Annotated in this window: 14 protein-coding genes; all 14 read right to left on the bottom strand. The window is 69.1% G+C overall.

The window, feature by feature from the left end; all coding sequences use genetic code 11:
• Nucleotides 1–162: 162 nt before the first annotated feature.
• Nucleotides 163–1,356: an elongation factor Tu gene (gene tuf, locus ACTWP5_RS20310; RefSeq protein ID WP_443222455.1), complete on the bottom strand. Its 1,194-nt coding sequence runs from the start codon at nt 1,354–1,356 to the stop codon at nt 163–165.
• A 188-nt stretch (nt 1,357–1,544) separates the two neighbouring features.
• Nucleotides 1,545–3,665, bottom strand: a complete 2,121-nt coding sequence (gene fusA, locus ACTWP5_RS20315) for an elongation factor G (protein WP_443222456.1) — start codon at nt 3,663–3,665, stop codon at nt 1,545–1,547.
• Between the two features lie 39 nt (nt 3,666–3,704).
• Nucleotides 3,705–4,175, bottom strand: coding sequence for a 30S ribosomal protein S7 (gene rpsG / locus ACTWP5_RS20320; RefSeq protein ID WP_443222457.1), 471 nt, complete (start codon nt 4,173–4,175; stop codon nt 3,705–3,707).
• A gap of 3 nt (nt 4,176–4,178) precedes the next feature.
• Complete coding sequence (gene rpsL / locus ACTWP5_RS20325) at nt 4,179–4,550, bottom strand: 30S ribosomal protein S12 (protein ID WP_049572471.1); 372 nt, start codon at nt 4,548–4,550, stop codon at nt 4,179–4,181.
• A gap of 337 nt (nt 4,551–4,887) precedes the next feature.
• Complete coding sequence (locus tag ACTWP5_RS20330) at nt 4,888–8,790, bottom strand: DNA-directed RNA polymerase subunit beta' (protein WP_443222458.1); 3,903 nt, start codon at nt 8,788–8,790, stop codon at nt 4,888–4,890.
• Between the two features lie 97 nt (nt 8,791–8,887).
• On the bottom strand, nt 8,888–12,367 hold the full coding sequence (rpoB, locus tag ACTWP5_RS20335; protein ID WP_443222459.1) for a DNA-directed RNA polymerase subunit beta: 3,480 nt from the start codon (nt 12,365–12,367) through the stop codon (nt 8,888–8,890).
• 521 nt (nt 12,368–12,888) lie between these two features.
• Entirely contained in the window at nt 12,889–13,278 is a 390-nt protein-coding gene (rplL, locus tag ACTWP5_RS20340) for a 50S ribosomal protein L7/L12 (protein WP_443222460.1), read from the bottom strand.
• Between the two features lie 85 nt (nt 13,279–13,363).
• On the bottom strand, nt 13,364–13,900 hold the full coding sequence (rplJ, locus tag ACTWP5_RS20345) for a 50S ribosomal protein L10 (protein WP_443222461.1): 537 nt from the start codon (nt 13,898–13,900) through the stop codon (nt 13,364–13,366).
• A 405-nt stretch (nt 13,901–14,305) separates the two neighbouring features.
• Complete coding sequence (locus ACTWP5_RS20350) at nt 14,306–15,247, bottom strand: hypothetical protein (RefSeq protein WP_443222462.1); 942 nt, start codon at nt 15,245–15,247, stop codon at nt 14,306–14,308.
• A 135-nt stretch (nt 15,248–15,382) separates the two neighbouring features.
• Nucleotides 15,383–16,099 carry a 50S ribosomal protein L1 gene (gene rplA, locus ACTWP5_RS20355; protein ID WP_443222463.1) on the bottom strand — a complete coding sequence of 239 codons (717 nt, stop codon included), beginning with the start codon at nt 16,097–16,099 and terminating at the stop codon, nt 15,383–15,385.
• A 76-nt stretch (nt 16,100–16,175) separates the two neighbouring features.
• On the bottom strand, nt 16,176–16,607 hold the full coding sequence (rplK, locus tag ACTWP5_RS20360; RefSeq protein WP_443222464.1) for a 50S ribosomal protein L11: 432 nt from the start codon (nt 16,605–16,607) through the stop codon (nt 16,176–16,178).
• A gap of 141 nt (nt 16,608–16,748) precedes the next feature.
• Entirely contained in the window at nt 16,749–17,462 is a 714-nt protein-coding gene (locus ACTWP5_RS20365) for a hypothetical protein (RefSeq protein ID WP_443222465.1), read from the bottom strand.
• A 91-nt stretch (nt 17,463–17,553) separates the two neighbouring features.
• The gene (locus tag ACTWP5_RS20370) at nt 17,554–18,438 is read right to left on the bottom strand and encodes an IclR family transcriptional regulator (protein ID WP_443222466.1); all 885 of its coding nucleotides are present in this window, start codon (nt 18,436–18,438) and stop codon (nt 17,554–17,556) included.
• Complete coding sequence (locus ACTWP5_RS20375) at nt 18,407–19,645, bottom strand: flavin-dependent oxidoreductase (RefSeq protein ID WP_443222467.1); 1,239 nt, start codon at nt 19,643–19,645, stop codon at nt 18,407–18,409. The genes ACTWP5_RS20370 and ACTWP5_RS20375 overlap by 32 nt, the downstream gene beginning before the upstream one ends.
• Between the last annotated feature and the right edge of the window lie 125 nt (nt 19,646–19,770).

Here is a 19,770-nt window from a genome sequence, read left to right on the forward strand (position 1 = left end):
CCCGACGGAGCGCCCGGCGGAGAGCCGGACGGGAAGCCGGGCGGGCGCGCACCGGAACCCGGGCGGCGGCGCGCACACGGAAGGGGCCCCGCCACCGCCGGAGTCGGCGGAAGCGGGGCCCCTTCGTCAGACGCTGCCAGAGCGCCCGTCAGCGCACCCGGATCACTTGAGGATCTTGGTGACCTGGCCGGCGCCCACGGTCCGGCCACCCTCGCGGATGGCGAACTTCAGGCCCTCCTCCATGGCGACGGGCTGGATCAGCTCGACGCGCATCGAGGTGTTGTCGCCCGGCATGACCATCTCGGTGCCCTCGGGGAGGTGCACCACGCCGGTCACGTCCGTGGTACGGAAGTAGAACTGCGGGCGGTAGTTGTTGAAGAACGGGGTGTGGCGGCCGCCCTCGTCCTTGGAGAGGATGTACGCCGTGGCCTCGAACTCGGTGTGCGGGGTGACGGAACCCGGCTTGATGACGACCTGGCCGCGCTCCACGTCCTCGCGCTTGATGCCACGCAGCAGCAGACCGACGTTCTCACCGGCCTGGCCCTCGTCGAGCAGCTTGCGGAACATCTCGATGCCGGTGACGGTGGTGGTGGACTTCTCTTCCTTGATGCCGATGATGTCCACGGTCTCGTTGACCTTCAGCACACCACGCTCGATGCGGCCGGTGACGACCGTGCCACGACCGGTGATGGTGAAGACGTCCTCGATCGGCATGAGGAAGGGCTTGTCGACGTCGCGCTCCGGCTGCGGGATGGACTCGTCCACCGCCTTCATCAGCTCGAGCACGGACTGGCCCCACTTCTCGTCGCCCTCCAGCGCCTTCAGCGCGGAGACCTTGACGACGGGGACGTCGTCGCCCGGGAACTCGTACTCGGTGAGCAGCTCACGGACCTCGAGCTCGACGAGCTCCATGATCTCCTCGTCGTCCACCATGTCGGCCTTGTTCAGGGCGACGACGATGTACGGCACACCGACCTGGCGGGCCAGGAGCACGTGCTCCTTGGTCTGCGGCATCGGGCCGTCGGTGGCGGCGACCACGAGGATCGCGCCGTCCATCTGGGCGGCACCGGTGATCATGTTCTTGATGTAGTCCGCGTGACCCGGGCAGTCGACGTGGGCGTAGTGACGGCTCTCCGTCTGGTACTCGACGTGCGCGATCGAGATCGTGATACCGCGCTGACGCTCCTCGGGAGCCTTGTCGATGTTCTCGAAAGCGGAGACCTCGTTCAGGTCCGGGAAAGCGTCGTGCAGCACCTTGGTGATCGCCGCGGTAAGCGTCGTCTTGCCGTGGTCGATGTGACCGATGGTGCCAATGTTGACGTGCGGCTTAGTCCGCTCGAACTTCGCCTTCGCCACTGGGGTCCTCCTGTGGACTGGTGCTGTACGCCCTCCGCGGTGCTGCGGAAGGTTTCAGTTGGTCGTACCGAACCGGTCAGGACCCCGAGGGGGACGCCCTTGACCGTTTCGCCTGATAAAGGGCTGGACACCGGGGATCACTCGCTGCGCGAATGTCCCCGAATGTCCCTTAGCTCCAGCTTACGGGCTCAGTCGCCCTTCGCCTTTGCGATGATCTCCTCGGAGACGTTCTTGGGAACCTCGCCGTAGGAATCGAACTCCATGCTGTAGCTCGCGCGACCGGAGGTCTTGCTGCGCAGGTCACCGACGTAGCCGAACATCTCCGACAGCGGAACCAGCGCCTTGACGACCTTGGCGCCGCTGCGGTCCTCCATGGCCTGGATCTGGCCACGGCGGGAGTTGATGTCGCCGATCACGTCACCCATGTAGTCCTCGGGCGTGGTGACCTCGACCTTCATCAGCGGCTCCAGCAGGACCGGACCGGCCCTGCGGGCGGCCTCCTTGAAGGCCATCGAGCCGGCGATCTTGAAGGCCATCTCCGAGGAGTCCACCTCGTGGTACGAGCCGTCGACCAGGGTCACCTTGACACCGGTCAACGGATACCCGGCGAGGACACCGAACTCCATCGCCTCCTGGCAGCCGGCGTCCACCGAGGGGATGTACTCCTTGGGGATGCGACCACCGGTGATCTTGTTCTCGAAGAGGTACCCGCCGCCCTCCAGGGGCTCCAGGTTGATCTGCACCTTGGCGAACTGGCCGGACCCACCCGTCTGCTTCTTGTGGGTGTAGTCGACCTTCTCCACCGACTTGCGCAGCGTCTCCCGGTACGCGACCTGCGGCTTGCCGACGTTGGCCTCGACCTTGAACTCCCGCTTCATGCGGTCCACCAGCACGTCGAGGTGAAGCTCGCCCATGCCGGCGATGATCGTCTGGCCGGTCTCCTCGTCGGACTTGACCTGGAAGGACGGGTCCTCCTCGGCCAGCCGCTGGATCGCGATGCCCAGCTTCTCCTGGTCGCCCTTGGACTTCGGCTCGATGGCCACCTCGATGACCGGCGCCGGGAACTCCATGGACTCCAGGATCACCTGGTGGGTGGCGTCGCAGAGCGTCTCCCCGGTGGTGGTCTGCTTCAGACCCATCACCGCGCAGATGTCTCCGGCACCGACGTGGTCGATCTCCTCACGCTTGTTCGCGTGCATGCGATAGACCTTGCCGATGCGCTCCTTCTTGCCCTTGACCGGGTTCATCACCTGCGAGCCGGCCGCGAGCACACCCGAGTAGACCCGGACGAAGGTCAGCTTCCCGAGGTGCGGGTCGCTGGCGATCTTGAAGGCCAGAGCCGCGAGCGGCTCCTCCTCCGACGGCCTGCGTCGGATGATCTCCTCCGGGTCCTTCACCGACTGGCCCTCGACGGCCTCGACGTCCAGCGGCGACGGCAGGTACCGCACGACGGCGTCGAGCAGCGGCTGCACGCCCTTGTTCTTGAACGCGGTGCCGCAGAAGACCGGCGTGATCGTGGTGTCGGCCTGGCCGGTGGAGGCGAGGGTGACGCGACGGATCGCCGCCGTGAGCTGCTCCGGGGAGGGCTCCTCGCCCTCCAGGTACAGCTCCATCATCTCCTCGTCGTTCTCCGCGACGGCCTCGACGAGCTTGCCGTGCCACTCCTCGGCCTGCTCACGCAGGTCCTCGGGGATGTCCACGACGTCGTACATCTCGCCGAGCTTGGCCTCGGCCGACCAGACCAGCGCCTGCATGCGGACCAGGTCCACGACGCCGGCGAAGTTGGCCTCGGCACCGATCGGCAGCTGCATGACCAGCGGGGTGGCGTTGAGCCGGTCCACGATCATGTCCACGCAGCGGAAGAAGTCGGCGCCCGTGCGGTCGAGCTTGTTGACGAAACAGATGCGCGGCACGCCGTAGCGGTCGGCCTGACGCCAGACGGTCTCGGACTGGGGCTCGACACCGGCGACACCGTCGAACACCGTCACCGCACCGTCGAGCACCCGCAGCGAGCGCTCCACCTCGACGGTGAAGTCCACGTGGCCGGGAGTGTCGATGATGTTGATCGTGTGGTCCACGTCATCGACCGACCAGTGACAGGTGACGGCGGCGGAGGTGATCGTGATGCCGCGCTCCTGCTCCTGCTCCATCCAGTCCGTGGTGGCGGCTCCGTCGTGGACCTCACCGATCTTGTAGCTCATGCCGGTGTAGTACAGGATGCGCTCGGTGGTCGTCGTCTTGCCCGCGTCGATGTGGGCCATGATCCCGATGTTGCGGACCCTGGCCAGGTCAAGTGAAGTGGTAGCCATCTGGCTTCAGTCTTCTCTCGGTCTCGATGTGGGTTGCGACTACCAGCGGTAGTGCGCGAACGCCTTGTTGGACTCGGCCATCTTGTGGGTGTCCTCACGCTTCTTCACGGAGGCACCGAGTCCGTTGGACGCGTCGAGCAGCTCGTTCATGAGCCGCTCGGTCATGGTCTTCTCGCGGCGGGCGCGGGAGTACCCCACCAGCCAGCGCAGCGCGAGCGTGGAGGAACGGCCGGGACGGACCTCGACCGGCACCTGGTAGGTGGCGCCGCCGACGCGGCGGGAGCGGACCTCGAGGGTCGGCTTGACGTTCTCCAACGCCCGCTTCAGGGTGATGACCGGGTCGTTGCCCGTCTTCTCCCGCAGGCCCTCCATCGCGCCGTAGACGATGCGCTCGGCGGTGGAACGCTTGCCGTGCAGCAGCACCTTGTTGATCAGCGAGGTCACCAGAGGAGAGCCGTAGACCGGGTCGACGTGAACCGGACGCTTCGGGGCGGGGCCCTTACGAGGCATGGCTTACTTCTCCTTCTTGGCGCCGTAACGGCTGCGGGCCTGCTTGCGGTTCTTGACGCCCTGGGTGTCGAGGGAGCCACGGATGATCTTGTAACGAACACCCGGCAGGTCCTTCACACGGCCACCGCGCACCAGCACGATGGAGTGCTCCTGAAGGTTGTGGTTCTCCCCCGGAATGTAGGCGGTGACCTCGATCCCGTTGCTCAGGCGCACACGGGCGACCTTGCGCAGGGCCGAGTTCGGCTTCTTGGGGGTGGTGGTGAAGACACGCGTGCAGACGCCGCGACGCTGGGGGGATCCCTCGAGCGCGGGCGTCTTGTTCTTCTCCACCTTGTCCTGCCGGCCCTTGCGGACCAGCTGCTGGATCGTTGGCACCGTTTCTCCGGTTTCTCTGTGCCGATCTCGGTAAGACTAACCTGGGACACTCACCGACCCACGCGGTCGGGCGTGTCGAAGACTGCACGGTTCCCGCGATCGCGACGGATATGCAGATTCCGGAGTTCGCGCTGACTCTGAAAGAGAGCAGGGAACACCCCAGGCACAAGGTCAGAGCCTACCCAGCACATGGGCCAGGGTCAAAACGAAACCCGATCGCCCTCCCCCGCGCACCCCACCCGCGAGAACCAGCCACCCCGGCACGCGCGGAACGGCCCGCCGCGGGCGAACCGCGGCGGGCCGTTCTCGTGTCTCTCGGTGACCTCTGGACGAGACCTCAGCCCTGGTAGGGGCCGTAGTCGTAGTCCTCCAGGGGAACGGCCTGGCCGGAGCCGGTGCCGAAGGGCGAGTAGTCGATGTCGTCGTAGCCGACGGTCGAGTACATCGCGGCCTTCGCCTCCTCGGTGGGCTCCACCCGGATGTTCCGGTACCGGGACAGGCCCGTGCCGGCCGGGATGAGCTTACCGATGATGACGTTCTCCTTGAGGCCGATCAGGGAGTCCGACTTGGCGTTGATCGCCGCGTCGGTCAGCACCCGGGTCGTCTCCTGGAAGGACGCCGCCGACAGCCACGACTCGGTGGCCAGCGACGCCTTGGTGATACCCATCAGCTGCGGACGGCCGGAGGCCGGGTGACCGCCCTCGGCCACCACCCGACGGTTCTCCGACTCGAAGCGCGAGCGCTCCACGAGCTCGCCCGGCAGCAGCTCCGCGTCGCCGGACTCGATGATCGTCACCCGGCGGAGCATCTGCCGGACGATGATCTCGATGTGCTTGTCGTGGATCGACACACCCTGCGAGTTGTAGACCTTCTGGACCTCGCCCACCAGGTACACCTGGACGGCGCGCTGGCCGAGGATGCGCAGCACGTCGTGCGGGTTGGCCGCGCCGACCGTCAGCGGCTGGCCGACGGTGACGTGGTCGCCCTCGCCCACCAGCAGCCTGGCCCGCTTGGAGACCGCGTACGAGGTCTCGTCGGAGCCGTCGTCCGGGGTGACGATGACCTTCTTCGTCTTCTCCGTCTCCTCGATCCGCACACGGCCGGAGGACTCGGAGATCGGCGCGACGCCCTTGGGCGTGCGGGCCTCGAAGAGCTCGACCACACGCGGCAGACCCTGCGTGATGTCCTCACCGGCCACACCACCGGTGTGGAAGGTGCGCATCGTCAGCTGGGTGCCGGGCTCACCGATCGACTGGGCGGCGATGATGCCGACCGCCTCGCCGATGTCCACCAGCTTGCCGGTGGCCAGCGAGCGCCCGTAGCACATGGCGCAGGTGCCGACCGCGGACTCACAGGTGAGGACGGAACGGGTCTTGACCGTCTCCACGTTGTGGAGGACGAGCTCGTCGATGAGCACGTCGCCGAGGTCGGTGCCGGCCGGGGCCAGCACCTTGCCGTCGACCACGACGTCCTCCGCCAGGCAGCGGGCGTAGACGCTGGACTCGACGTTCTCCGCCTTGCGCAGCACGCCGTCCGCGCCACGGCTCGCGATCTCCAGCTTCAGGCCACGGTCGGTGCCGCAGTCCTCCTCGCGGATGATCACGTCCTGCGAGACGTCCACCAGACGCCGGGTGAGGTACCCGGAGTCGGCGGTTCGCAGGGCGGTGTCGGCCAGACCCTTGCGGGCGCCGTGCGTGGAGATGAAGTACTCCAGAACGCTGAGGCCCTCGCGGAAGGACGCCTTGATCGGACGGGGGATCGTCTCGTTCTTGGCGTTCGACACCAGGCCGCGCATGCCCGCGATCTGGCGCATCTGCATCATGTTTCCGCGGGCGCCCGAGTCCACCATCATGAAGATCGGGTTGGTCTTCGGGAAGTGGGCGTTCATGGTCTCGGCGACCTCGTTGGTCGCCTTCGTCCAGACCGCGATCAGCTCCTGGGTGCGCTCGTCCTTGGTGATCAGACCGCGCTCGTACTGCTTCTGGACCTTCTCGTCCTGCGCCTCGTAGTTGGCGAGGATCTCCGGCTTCTCCGCCGGGACGACGATGTCCGAGACGGCGATGGTGACGCCGGAGCGGGTGGCCCAGAAGTAACCGGCGGTCTTGAGGTTGTCCAGCGCCGCGGCGACGACGACCTTCGGGTACCGCTCGGCGAGGTCGTTGACGATCTGCGACAGCTGCCGCTTGCCGACGGACTGGTCGATGAACGGGTAGTCCTCGGGAAGCAGCTCGTTGAACAGCGCGCGGCCGAGCGTGGTGCGCAGCCGGAAGCTGTCACCGGGCTGCCAGGCGCCGCCGTCGCCCTCGCCCTCCTCCGGCGGGGTCCAGCCGCGGGGCGGCACGGAGCCCACGGGGAAGCGGATGTCGATCTTCGCCTGGAGCGAGAGCTCCCCGGCGTCGAACGCCATGATCGCCTCCGCGGTGGAGGAGAACGACCTGCCCTCGCCCCTGACCTCCCGCTCCTCCTCGTCGGTGGTGAGGAAGAACAGGCCGAGCACCATGTCCTGGGTGGGCATGGTGACGGGACGGCCGTCGGCGGGCTTCAGGATGTTGTTCGAGGACAGCATCAGGATGCGGGCCTCGGCCTGGGCCTCGGCGGACAGCGGCAGGTGGACCGCCATCTGGTCGCCGTCGAAGTCCGCGTTGAACGCCGTGCAGACCAGCGGGTGGATCTGGATGGCCTTGCCCTCCACCAGCTGCGGCTCGAACGCCTGGATGCCGAGGCGGTGCAGCGTCGGGGCGCGGTTGAGCAGCACCGGGTGCTCGGCGATGACCTCTTCGAGGACGTCGTACACCACGGTGCGCTGGCGCTCGACCATGCGCTTGGCCGACTTGATGTTCTGCGCGTGGTTCAGGTCCACCAGGCGCTTCATCACGAACGGCTTGAAGAGCTCCAGCGCCATGGCCTTGGGCAGGCCGCACTGGTGCAGCTTCAGCTGCGGGCCGACGACGATCACGGAACGGGCCGAGTAGTCGACGCGCTTGCCCAGGAGGTTCTGGCGGAAGCGGCCCTGCTTGCCCTTGAGCATGTCGGACAGGGACTTCAGCGGCCGGTTGCCGGGACCGGTGACGGGACGGCCACGGCGGCCGTTGTCGAACAGGGCGTCCACGGCCTCCTGGAGCATCCGCTTCTCGTTGTTCACGATGATCTCGGGCGCGCCGAGGTCGAGCAGTCGCTTCAGGCGGTTGTTGCGGTTGATGACGCGGCGGTAGAGGTCGTTCAGGTCGGAGGTGGCGAAGCGGCCACCGTCGAGCTGGACCATCGGCCGCAGGTCCGGCGGGATCACCGGGACGCAGTCGAGCACCATGCCCTTGGGGCTGTTGGAGGTCTGCAGGAACGCGGAGACCACCTTCAGCCGCTTGAGGGCGCGGGTCTTCTTCTGGCCCTTGCCGGTGCGGATGATCTCCCGCAGCCGGGCGGCCTCCTCGTCGAGGTCGAAGTTCTCCAGCCGCTTCTGGAGCGCCGCGGCGCCCATGGAGCCGTCGAAGTACGTCCCGAAGCGGTCGCGCAGCTCGCGGTAGAGCAGCTCGTCGCCCTCCAGGTCCTGGACCTTGAGGTTCTTGAAGCGGTTCCAGACCTCCTCCAGGCGGTCCAGCTCGCGCTGGGCCCGGTCACGGAGCTGCTTCATCTCGCGCTCGGCGCCCTCGCGCACCTTGCGGCGCACGTCGGCCTTGGCGCCCTCGGCCTCCAGCTCGGCGAGGTCCGCCTCCTGCTTCTTGGCGCGGGCCTCCAGGTCCGCGTCGCGGCGCTGCTCGATCTGCTGACGCTCCACGGAGATGTGGGCCTCCAGCGACGGCAGGTCGCGCGTGCGGCGCTCCTCGTCCACGTACGTGATCATGTACGCGGCGAAGTAGATGACCTTCTCCAGGTCCTTCGGAGCGAGGTCGAGCAGGTACCCGAGGCGCGACGGAACGCCCTTGAAGTACCAGATGTGGGTGACGGGGGCGGCCAGTTCGATGTGGCCCATCCGCTCACGGCGCACCTTGGCGCGGGTCACCTCGACGCCGCAGCGCTCACAGATGATGCCCTTGAAGCGGACGCGCTTGTACTTGCCGCAGTAGCACTCCCAGTCCCGGGTCGGACCGAAGATCTTCTCGCAGAAGAGTCCGTCCTTCTCGGGCTTCAGGGTGCGGTAGTTGATGGTCTCCGGCTTCTTGACCTCGCCGTGCGACCACTGACGGATGTCGTCAGCCGTGGCCAGGCCAATACGCAGTTCGTCGAAGAAGTTGACGTCGAGCACTCTCGTCAATCCCTCTCAGGGTCGTGTCATGTCAATGGTCTTCCGGGTCCGGGGACTGCCGGGGAGGGAGAGGAGCCTCCCTCCCCGGCCAGACCCGTCAGACCTCTTCGACGCTGCTCGGCTCGCGCCGGGACAGGTCGATTCCGAGCTCTTCCGCGGCGCGGAAGACGTCCTCGTCGGTGTCACGCATCTCGATGGACATGCCGTCACTGGACAGCACCTCCACGTTGAGGCAGAGCGACTGCATCTCCTTGATGAGCACCTTGAAGGACTCGGGAATCCCGGGCTCGGGGATGTTCTCGCCCTTGACGATCGCCTCGTAGACCTTCACGCGGCCGGTGACGTCGTCGGACTTGATGGTCAGCAGCTCCTGGAGGGCGTAGGCGGCGCCGTACGCCTCCAGCGCCCACACCTCCATCTCGCCGAAGCGCTGGCCGCCGAACTGCGCCTTACCACCCAGGGGCTGCTGGGTGATCATGGAGTACGGGCCGGTCGAGCGCGCGTGCAGCTTGTCGTCGACCAGGTGGTGGAGCTTGAGGATGTACATGTACCCGACGGAGATCGGGTCGGGGAACGGCTCGCCGGAGCGGCCGTCGAACAGCCGCGCCTTGCCGGACGGCATCACCAGCCGTTCGCCGTCGCGGGTGGGGATGGTGGACTCGAAGAGACCGGTGAGCTCGTCCTCACGGGCGCCGTCGAAGACGGGGGTGGCGACGTTGGTGCCGGGGGCGACGTCGTCGGCGCCGATGGCGCGCAGCCGCTCCTTCCAGTCCGCGTCCTCGCCCTCGATGCGCCAGCCCTGGGAGGCGAGCCAGCCCAGGTGGATCTCCAGGACCTGGCCCGGGTTCATGCGGGAGGGCACGCCCAGGGGGTTCAGGATGATGTCCACCGGGGTGCCGTCCTCCATGAACGGCATGTCCTCCACGGGCAGGATCTTGGAGATGACGCCCTTGTTGCCGTGGCGGCCGGCGAGCTTGTCACCGTCGGTGATCTTGCGCTTCTGCGCCACGTAGACGCGGACCAGCTGGTTCACGCCGGGCGGCAGCTCGTCGCCCTCCTCGCGGTCGAAGACGCGCACGCCGATGACCTTGCCCGTCTCGCCGTGCGGCACCTTCAGGGAGGTGTCGCGGACCTCGCGGGCCTTCTCGCCGAAGATCGCGCGCAGCAGCCGCTCCTCGGGGGTCAGCTCGGTCTCACCCTTCGGGGTGACCTTGCCGACCAGGATGTCCCCGGCCTCCACCTCGGCGCCGATGCGGATGATGCCGCGGTCGTCGAGGTCGGCCAGGACCTCCTCGGAGACGTTCGGGATGTCGCGGGTGATCTCCTCGGGGCCCAGCTTGGTGTCGCGGGCGTCGACCTCGTGCTCCTCGATGTGGATCGAGGACAGGACGTCGTCCTGCACCAGGCGCTGGGAGAGGATGATCGCGTCCTCGTAGTTGTAGCCCTCCCACGGCATGAAGGCGACCAGCAGGTTCTTGCCGAGCGCCATCTCGCCGCGCTGGGTGGAGGGGCCGTCGGCGATGACCTCGCCGGCCACCACCCGCTGGCCCTCCTCGACCAGGACCTTCTGGTTGTAGGAGGTGCCCTGGTTGGAGCGGTGGAACTTCGCCAGCCGGTACGTGACGTGGGTGCCGTCGTCGTGCTGCATCGAGACGTAGTCGGCGGAGACGTCGGTGATCACGCCGTCCTGCTCGGCCTTGATCACGTCGCCGGCGTCCACTGCGGAGCGGTACTCCATGCCGGTGCCGACCAGCGGCGACTCGGCCTGGATCAGCGGCACGGCCTGGCGCATCATGTTCGAGCCCATGAGCGCGCGGTTGGCGTCGTCGTGCTCCAGGAACGGGATCATGGCCGTGGCGACCGACACCATCTGGCGCGGCGAGACGTCCATGTAGTCCACGTCCGAGCCGGAGACGTAGTCGACCTCGCCGCCACGGCGGCGGACCAGCACGCGGGACTCGGCGAAGTGGTAGTCACTGGTCAGCTTGGCGTTGGCCTGGGCGATGACGAAGCGGTCCTCCTCGTCGGCCGTGAGGTAGTGGACCTCGTCGGTGACGACGCCGTCGGTGACCTTGCGGTACGGGGTCTCGACGAAACCGAACGCGTTGACCCGGCCGAAGGCGGCCAGCGAGCCGATCAGACCGATGTTCGGACCCTCGGGGGTCTCGATCGGGCACATCCGGCCGTAGTGGGAGGGGTGCACGTCACGGACCTCCAGGCCGGCCCGCTCACGGCTGAGGCCGCCGGGGCCCAGCGCCGACAGGCGGCGCTTGTGGGTCAGCCCGGAGAGCGGGTTGGTCTGGTCCATGAACTGCGAGAGCTGGCTGGTGCCGAAGAACTCCTTGATCGACGCCACGACGGGGCGGATGTTGATCAGGGTCTGCGGCGTGATCGCCTCGACGTCCTGGGTGGTCATCCGCTCGCGGACGACGCGCTCCATGCGGGCCAGGCCGGTGCGGACCTGGTTCTGGATGAGCTCGCCGACGTTGCGCAGGCGGCGGTTGCCGAAGTGGTCGATGTCGTCGGTCTCGACCACGATCGTCCGGCCCCCGACGACGGTCTCGGTCTCGCCGGCGTGCAGCTTCACCAGGTACTTGATCGTGGCGACGATGTCCTCGACGGTGAGGACGCCGGCGTCCAGCGGCTCGTCCCCGCCAAGCTTCTTGTTGATCTTGTACCGGCCGACCTTGGCCAGGTCGTACCGCTTGGGGTTGAAGTAGAGGTTCTCCAGCAGGGTCTGCGCGGCCTCGCGGGTCGGCGGCTCGCCCGGACGGAGCTTGCGGTAGATGTCGAGGAGCGCGTCGTCCTGGCCCTGGGTGTGGTCCTTCTCCAGGGTCGCGCGCATCGACTCGTAGTCCCCGAACTCCTCCAGGATCTGGTCGGAGGTCCAGCCCAGGGCCTTCAGCAGGACGGTCACCGACTGCTTGCGCTTGCGGTCGATGCGGACGCCGACCATGTCGCGCTTGTCGATCTCCATCTCCAGCCAGGCACCCCGGGAGGGGATGATCTTGGCGGAGAAGAGGTCCTTGTCGGAGGTCTTGTCGATCGTGCTGTCGAAGTAGACGCCGGGGGAACGGACCAGCTGGGAGACGACGACACGCTCGGTGCCGTTGATCACGAAGGTGCCCTTGTCGGTCATGAGCGGGAAGTCGCCCATGAAGACCGTCTGGGACTTGATCTCACCGGTCTCGTTGTTCGTGAACTCGGCGGTGACGAAGAGCGGCGCGGCGTACGTGAAGTCGCGCTCCTTGCACTCGTCGATCGAGTTCTTCGGCGGCTCGAAACGGTGATCACGGAACGTCAGCGACATCGAGCCGGAGAAGTCCTCGATCGGGGAGATCTCCTCGAAGATCTCCTCCAGGCCCGACTTCCTGGGCACGTCATGTCCACTCTCAAGCGCTGCCTCGACACGAGCCTTCCAGGCGTCGTTGCCGAGGAGCCAGTCAAAGCTCTCAGTTTGCAGCGCGAGGAGATTCGGAACCTCTAGGGGCTCCTTGATCTTCGCAAAGGAGACACGCAGGGGCGCGGTGCTGGTGCCGTTGTTGATGCTGGTCGAGGCGTTGCGCGAGGCGGCCAAGAGGGGGGTCCTTCCGAGGGCTCGGACTCTCTGCGCGCATACCGCCCCCCCTGGTGACGGGGCAGGGGATAGGCTAATAGGCAGCGCAAAGGGTCAGTGTAGCCACAAGACTCACTGATGTCCAATGCCGCCATCCATCATCGAGGGGGCACCCTCGGTGTTCGACGCGACACGCTGCCAGCCGCCTCGCTGCCGGCGTGTGTCCTTCTGCCCGCATCACTTCCCGCCTCGCCGCGAATCCATGCCTCGAATCATGGATCGATCTGGCGGTGCCGGCCTCGGCGGGCCCCGTCTGCCCGTGACCGTCCGAGCCGACCATGAGAATCGCGCGCCCACCGCGGTTCGTCAAGGCCCCGTCCCCGGAGCCGGAGGTCGCGACCGGAGATCACCATACCTGTCCCGCCGCCTCGTGGCGGGGGCGGTCACCAGAGCGACCGGGGCGACCACCCGACTGGATGATCGCCCCGGCGCGGTCCGCGGATGCCGCCGCGGTCGGTGTGGTGTCGTCAGGGTGACGAGGACTACTTGACCTCGACGCCGGCGCCGACGGCCTCCAGCTTCTCCTTGGCCTGCTCGGCGGCCTCCTTGTTGACCTTCTCCAGGACCGGCTTCGGGGTGTTGTCCACCAGGTCCTTGGCCTCCTTCAGGCCCAGCGAGGTCAGCTCGCGCACGACCTTGATGACCTGGATCTTCTTGTCACCGGCACCGGTGAGGACGACGTCGAACTCGTCCTGCTCCGGCTCGGCCTCGGCGGCGGCGCCGCCGGCACCCGGGGCGGCCACGGCCACGGCGGCCGGGGCGGCGGCCGTGACGTCGAACTTCTCCTCGAAGGCCTTCAGGAAGTCGGAGAGCTCCATCAGGGTCATCGTGCTGAACTGCTCAAGCAGCTCGTCCTGGCTCAGCTTCGCCATGGTGGGGTCCTTCCACTCGTTACAGCTCTGGGGGATCTGGTCTGGGGGCGGTGGGGCCGGCGAGGCGGCCCTGCCGTCCGCCGGGTCACGCGGACGCGGTCTCTTCCTGCTGCGCGGTCTTCTCGCGCAGCGCGTCCGCGGTGCGGACGAGCTTCGTCAGCGGGGCCTGGAAGGTCGCCGCGGCCTTGGCCAGGGACGCCTTCATGCCGCCGGCCAGCTTGGCCAGCAGCACCTCGCGGGACTCCAGGTCCGCGAGCTTCTCGATCTCGCCGGCGGTCAGCGGCTTGCCCTCGAGGAAGCCGCCCTTGATCACCAGGGCGGGGTTGCTCTTGGCGAAGTCACGCAGACCCTTGGCCGCCTCGACCGGGTCCCCGGTCACGAAGGCCACGGCCGTGGAGCCCGTGAAGAACTCGTCGAGCCCGGTGACCCCCGCCTCGTTGGCGGCGATCTTCGTCAGCGTGTTCTTGGCGACGCGGTACTGCGCGTTGGTGCCGAGGGAACGCCGCAGCTCCTTGAGCTGCGCGACGGTGAGACCGGTGTAAGCGGTGACGACGGCGGCGGAGGAGCTCTCGAACTTCTCCCTGATCTCCGCGACGGCCGCGACCTTCTCGGGATTCGCCATACCTCTTGCCTCCTTCCGGGTCGATTCCGGTTGATGCCGGTGGATACCGGCGATGCCGGCGACCGCGCGGAAGGGGAACGAAAACAAGCGAAACGCCCTGGCGCAGGCGCACAGGGCGTACGGACCCGAGGGTCCTCGTCTTCCGTGTCACCTGCGCGGGCCGCCCGCGATGTCGCGGATCCTTCGGCCGCTGGTCCCGGGAGGGGCCGGCGGCAGCCTGCGGTCTCTGGCTTCGCTGCGACGATACGCGAGCCGCGACGGCACAGGCAAATCCGTCACGCGACGGCGGACGCGGGCAGCGCGACGCGGGACGCCACGACCGGGCGGAGCACCGTGGAAGGGCCCGGCTCCGCCCCGTGTGCCGTCCGGGGGCCCCGCGTGCCGGCGGGGCCCGTCACGGCCGTGTCAGAAGCCGGACACCATGCCGGACTCCAGGGAGCCGAGTATCTCCATGAAGTCGATCACGGAGTCCGCCGGCGGCGCGGCGACGGTGACGTCGGTGCCGAGGTTGCTGTAGGTGACCTCGGACTCGACCGGGCCGTCGGCGGTGTCGTAGGACTGGAGCGTCCGGATCGGGAAGTCGTCCTCGTTGACCCAGATGTCGAGCTCGTAGGCGTCGACGCCCAGCTCACGCATGGTGTCGGTGAGCTGCTGGCGCTCGGCCTCGCTGAGACCCGCCCCGCCTGCGCCGTTCGCCAGCGCGTCCTCGACGGTGATGGTGCCGCGGTAGTGGTCGACCGGGGCGCCGTCGAGCGTCTCCTCCCCGACGTGCTCGATCTCCGGGGACTGAAGCAGCAGCGCCACCTGCTCCGCCGGGTCCTGGTTGGCCTGCTCCATGCCGTGCGCCATGGCGTCGGCCAGGTCCTCGTCGCCCGTCTCCTCGACGATGCCCATCAGGTCCATCCGCATCCAGCTGCGGCCGTCGAAGCTGTCGGCGAACGCCTCGCCCATGTCCATGTACATCACGCCGTCGAGCCAGACGACGCCGACCTCGGCGGGCATGCCCGCCACTCCCCCGGCCGCGCCGAGCTGCTCACCGTCGACGGTGAGCTCCATGGCGACCTCGTCCTCCCAGGAGATCGAGCCGCTGACCGACACGTCCCCGCCCGCCGCCGCGGGCGCGCTGGTGGTGGCGTGGAAGTCGGCCGAGGTGATCTCCTCGGTGCTCTCGGCGGCGGCGGTGAGCGCCCGCACGGGCGCCGCCTGATCGCCTCCCCGCTCGGGCGCCTGGTCCATGCCGAAGCGGCCGGACTCCGAGCCGCCGCAGGCCGCCGTGCCCACCGCGAGGGCCGCGACCGCGGCGCCCGCGAGGACGGCTCTGCCGATGGTGGTGCCTGTGGAACGCATGCGCGGTCCCCCTCCTTGATGACCTGACTCTCACCGTAACCCGCCCCGCCGACAAGGAGAATGCCCGTCCCCCCTCCACAGGAGGGCGGGGGACGGGCATTCCACCGCTGACCGGCGTCGAGCCGGCGGCGGGCGTCAGACGGCGGCTTCCTCCGCCAGGAGGTCGCGCGTGCGGTTGGTGTCCACGGGGATGCCGGGGCCCATGGTCGTCGTGATGACGGCCTTCTTCAGGTACCGGCCCTTGGAGGCGGCCGGCTTCAGCCGGAGGATCTCCTCCAGGGCGGCGGCGTAGTTCTCCACGAGCTGCGCCTCACCGAACGAGACCTTGCCGATCACGAAGTGGAGGTTGGCGTGCTTGTCCACGCGGAACTCGATCTTGCCGCCCTTGATGTCGGTGACGGCCTTGGCGACGTCGGGCGTGACGGTGCCGGTCTTCGGGTTCGGCATCAGGCCGCGGGGGCCGAGCACGCGGCCGAGGCGGCCGACCTTGCCCATGAGGTCGGGCGTGGCGACCACGGCGTCGAAGTCGAGGCGGCCGTCGGCCACCTCCTGGATCAGCTCGTCCGAGCCGACGATGTCGGCCCCGGCGGCCTCGGCCGCGGCGGCACGGTCACCGGTGGCGAAGACCAGGACCCGGGCGGTCTTGCCGGTGCCGTGCGGCAGGTTCACCGTGCCGCGGACCATCTGGTCGGCCTTGCGGGGGTCGACGCCCAGCCGCATGGCGACCTCGACGGTCGCGTCGAACTTGATGGTGGAGGTGTCCTTCGCGAGGCGGACGGCCTCCAGCGGGGCGTACGTGCGGGTGCGGTCGACCTTGGCGGCCGCGTCCCGGAGGTTCTTGCTGCGCTTCACTGCTGCTCCTGGGGATGTGTGGTGCGGAGTCGTGGTCCGGGCCAGCGCGAGGCCCTGCCACGGTGGCGGGAGGGGCTCAGTCCTCGACGGTGACGCCCATGGACCGGGCGGTGCCGGCGATGATCTTCTCCGCGGCGTCCAGGTCGTTGGCGTTCAGGTCGGGCATCTTCGTGGTGGCGATCTCGCGGACCTGGGCGCGGGTGATCTTCGCGACCTTGGTCTTGTGCGGCTCGCCGGAGCCCTTCTCCACGCCCGCGGCCTTGAGGATCATCTTCGCGGCCGGCGGGGTCTTGGTGATGAAGGTGAAGGAACGGTCCTCGTAGACCGTGATCTCCACCGGGATGACCCAGCCGCGCTGCGACTCGGTCGCCGCGTTGTAGGCCTTGCAGAACTCCATGATGTTGACGCCGTGCTGGCCCAGTGCCGGGCCAACGGGCGGTGCGGGGTTGGCCGCGCCGGCCTGGATCTGGAGCTTGATCAGCCCCGCGACCTTCTTCTTGGGAGGCATGCTGTCTCCGGGTCCTTCGTTCAGAGAGAGGTTCCGCCTCCGGGAGGGCCCGCGGTCATCCGCCGGCCGTCCGCACGGAGGCATACCGTGCAACGGTAGCGGCTGCCGTGCCCGCGCCCAAATCCGGGCCCTTCCGCCGCCTCAGCTGACGCCCGTGCCGCAGTCGGTCCTGATCGGCGCGCTGGCGGCGAGGGACTCCCCGACCGTCATGCCCTCGACCTCGACGCGGACCGCGAGCCGGTAGTCGTAGGTGCCCACCCGGCCGCGCGGGCACGGCTCGGAGACGGCCCCCTCCCGCTGGCGCCGCCGGCCGGTCCACTCCGTGTACGCCTCCTCGGTGTAGGGGCGCCAGCCCGACCAGCTGTCGCGCTGGATCTCGTGGACCTGCCGCAGCCGGCCGGGCAGCCGGCCGTGGCAGCGGGTGGCGAAGCCGTCCGCGCCGATCCGGGCGCGGGGTTCCGCGCCGCCCACGACGATCTCGCCCTCGACCGCGACCGGCTCGACGGTGGTGGTGCACCACCAGCCCTCGACCGTCTCGATCCGCACGGTCTCGCAGTCGACGACGGAGGCGGGGGCGCGGTGGTCGACGGCGGCGACGGCGTCGGGGTTCTCGGGGGCGGCGTCGACGTCGCCCACGGTCATGTGGATCGAGCCGTCCGCCATCTCCTCCGCCCGGTAGGCGAGGCGGGTCTCGCTCGGCGGCGGGGGCGAGCCGTGCGGGGTCCAGGAGGCGCAGGGCGTGGGGGAGGGTGGGAGCGTCGCGTTCCCCGGCTCGCCGCCGGCCTCGCAGCCGCCCGCGCCCGCCACGGTCACGGCCACGAGCACGCCCGTCAGTAACCAGCCACAGCGCCGCATCCTCGCGCCTCCCCGTTCTCCGCTGTCGCAGGGGCGTCACCGTAGCAGCAGGGCGTGGGCCTGGTCGCCGGTCCTGGTAGGGAGCTGGGCCCTAATGGGGAACGGTCATGGCGTCGGTGATGGCGTGGCTGGTGCGGTGTATGCGGATGGCGACCAGCGGGATTCGCGCGGGCTGGAGGCGTTCGGCCGGCGCCGCCACGGCGAGGGCGGCGACCGGGACGCGCGCGGGGTTGCGGATCACGACGCCGACGGCCGAGACGTCGTCGGCGCTCTCGCCGTGGTTGGTGGCGTAGCCGGCGCGGACGACGCCCGTCAGGTGGCGCTCGACGTCCGGCAGGGTCCGCAGGGTGCGGTCGGTCAGCGTCTGCATCCCCCTCGGGTAGAGGTCGCGCACCTGCTCGGGGGGCAGCGCCGCCAGGATGGCCTTCCCCGCCGCCGTGGCGTGGGCGGGGAGGACCATGCCGATGCGCAGGCCCACCCGCAGCGGCTGGGTGGACTCCACGCCGTCGACGAAGCGGGCGCCGTTGCCCTCCAGCACCACGAGGTGGACCGTCTCGCCCGTCTCCTCCGACAGCGCCCGCAGGTGCGGGCGGGCGACCTGGCGCAGGTCGAGGCGGGAGATGGCGCGCAGACCCGCCTCGGCCAGGGCGGGGCCGGGTCGGTAGACGTGGCTGCCGTCCCGCTGCTCGGCGAAGCCGCGGAAGGCGAGGGTGGACAGCAGGCGGTGGGCGGTGGAGCGGGCGACGCCGAGGAGCTCAGCGGCCTCGTAGACGCGCAGCTCACCGTGCTCGTCGAGGGCGCGGATCAGCCGCAGGGCGTTGTCGACGGAGGCCAGGGAGTACGGCGGGGCGGCGGCCCAGCCGTCGCCCGGCTCGCGGACGCGGTCCCCGCCGGAGCCGGTTCCGGGCCCGGTTCCGGACGCGGCCCCGGACCCGGGTCCGGGCTCACGCGGTGCGGTTGACGCGGTCTCTGTCATAGGCGGCGACCCTCTGGTAGCTGCTGGAGATCTCGGCCATCTCCTCGGTGCTGATGACGTCCTCGATGCGCGCGAACGGACGGTCGCCGGTCCGCTCGTACACCTCCTTCAGAATCGTATCCGGCGGCCGGGTCCGGTTGGTCTCGACGACGGAGGCGGTGGCGGGCAGCCGCTCGGCCTCGTAGCGCAGCAGCGCCTCGCGCGGGTCGGCGCACTCCTGGAGGGCGACGCGCAGGGCGTGCGCGTCGAGGATGGCCTGGCCGGCGCCGTTGGAGCCGCGGGGCACCATCGGGTGGGCGGCGTCGCCGAGGAGCGTCATGCCGCCGAAGGTCCAGCGGGGCAGCGGGTCCTGGTCGACCATGGGGTACTCCAGGACGGTCTCGGCGCCCCGGATGAGGGCGGGCACGTCGAGCCAGTCGAAGTTCCAGTCGGCGAAGACGTCGATGAAGTCCTCCAGCCGGCCGGCGCGGTTCCAGTCGCGGCGGGGGGAGCGGGGGCGCTCGACCTCGGCGACCCAGTTGACGAGCTGGCGGCCGGCGGCGTCGACGCGGTCGCGGACCGGGTAGATCACCATCTTCCCCGAGGCGAGCCAGCCGGCGCGCACCATGCTGGCGCCGCTGAGGAACGGCTCCCAGGGCGTGACGCCGCGCCACATCGTGACGCCGGAGTACCGGGGCTCGCCCTCGTCCGGGTAGAGCTGGGAACGCAGGGCGGAGTGGATGCCGTCGCAGCCGACGAGGACGGTGGCGCGTTCGGTGGTGACCGCGCCCGTCGCCGCGTTGGACACGGTGACGCGCACGTGGTCGCCGGCGTCCTCGGCTCCCAGCACGCGGCGGCCGAGCACGACCGCGTCCTCGCCAAGCCGCTCGCGCGCGATGTCCAGCAGGGTCAGCTGGAGGTCGCCGCGGTGGAGGGAGAGCTGGGGGTGGTCGTAGCCGGCGTGCCGGCCGAGCGGCTCGCGGTAGACGAGCTGGCCGAAGCGGTTGAAGAAGACCGCCTCGCGCGTCTCGACGCCGGCGGCGGCCAGGCGGTCCTCGACGCCGAGGTCGCCCAGGACGCGCATGGCGTGGGGCAGGAGGTTGATGCCCGCGCCGATGGGCTCCGGGCGCGGCACCGCCTCCAGGACGCGGCAGGGGACCCCGGCCTGGTGGAGTTCCAGCGCGAGAGTCAGGCCTCCGACTCCCGCGCCCGCGATGACGACGTTCATGTGCGCTGGTCCTCGATTCTTGTGTGCGGAACGCTACTGGACGCTGGTCGAGTGGCGTCGAGTGGCGTCAGCAGTGGCCAGAGCCCGACAGTAGGCAGTGAATGTCGACTCAGCGGTTACCGTGG

Origin of the sequence: Streptomyces sp. 4N509B (genome assembly GCF_052245655.1) — a bacterium.
GTDB lineage: Bacteria > Actinomycetota > Actinomycetes > Streptomycetales > Streptomycetaceae > Streptomyces.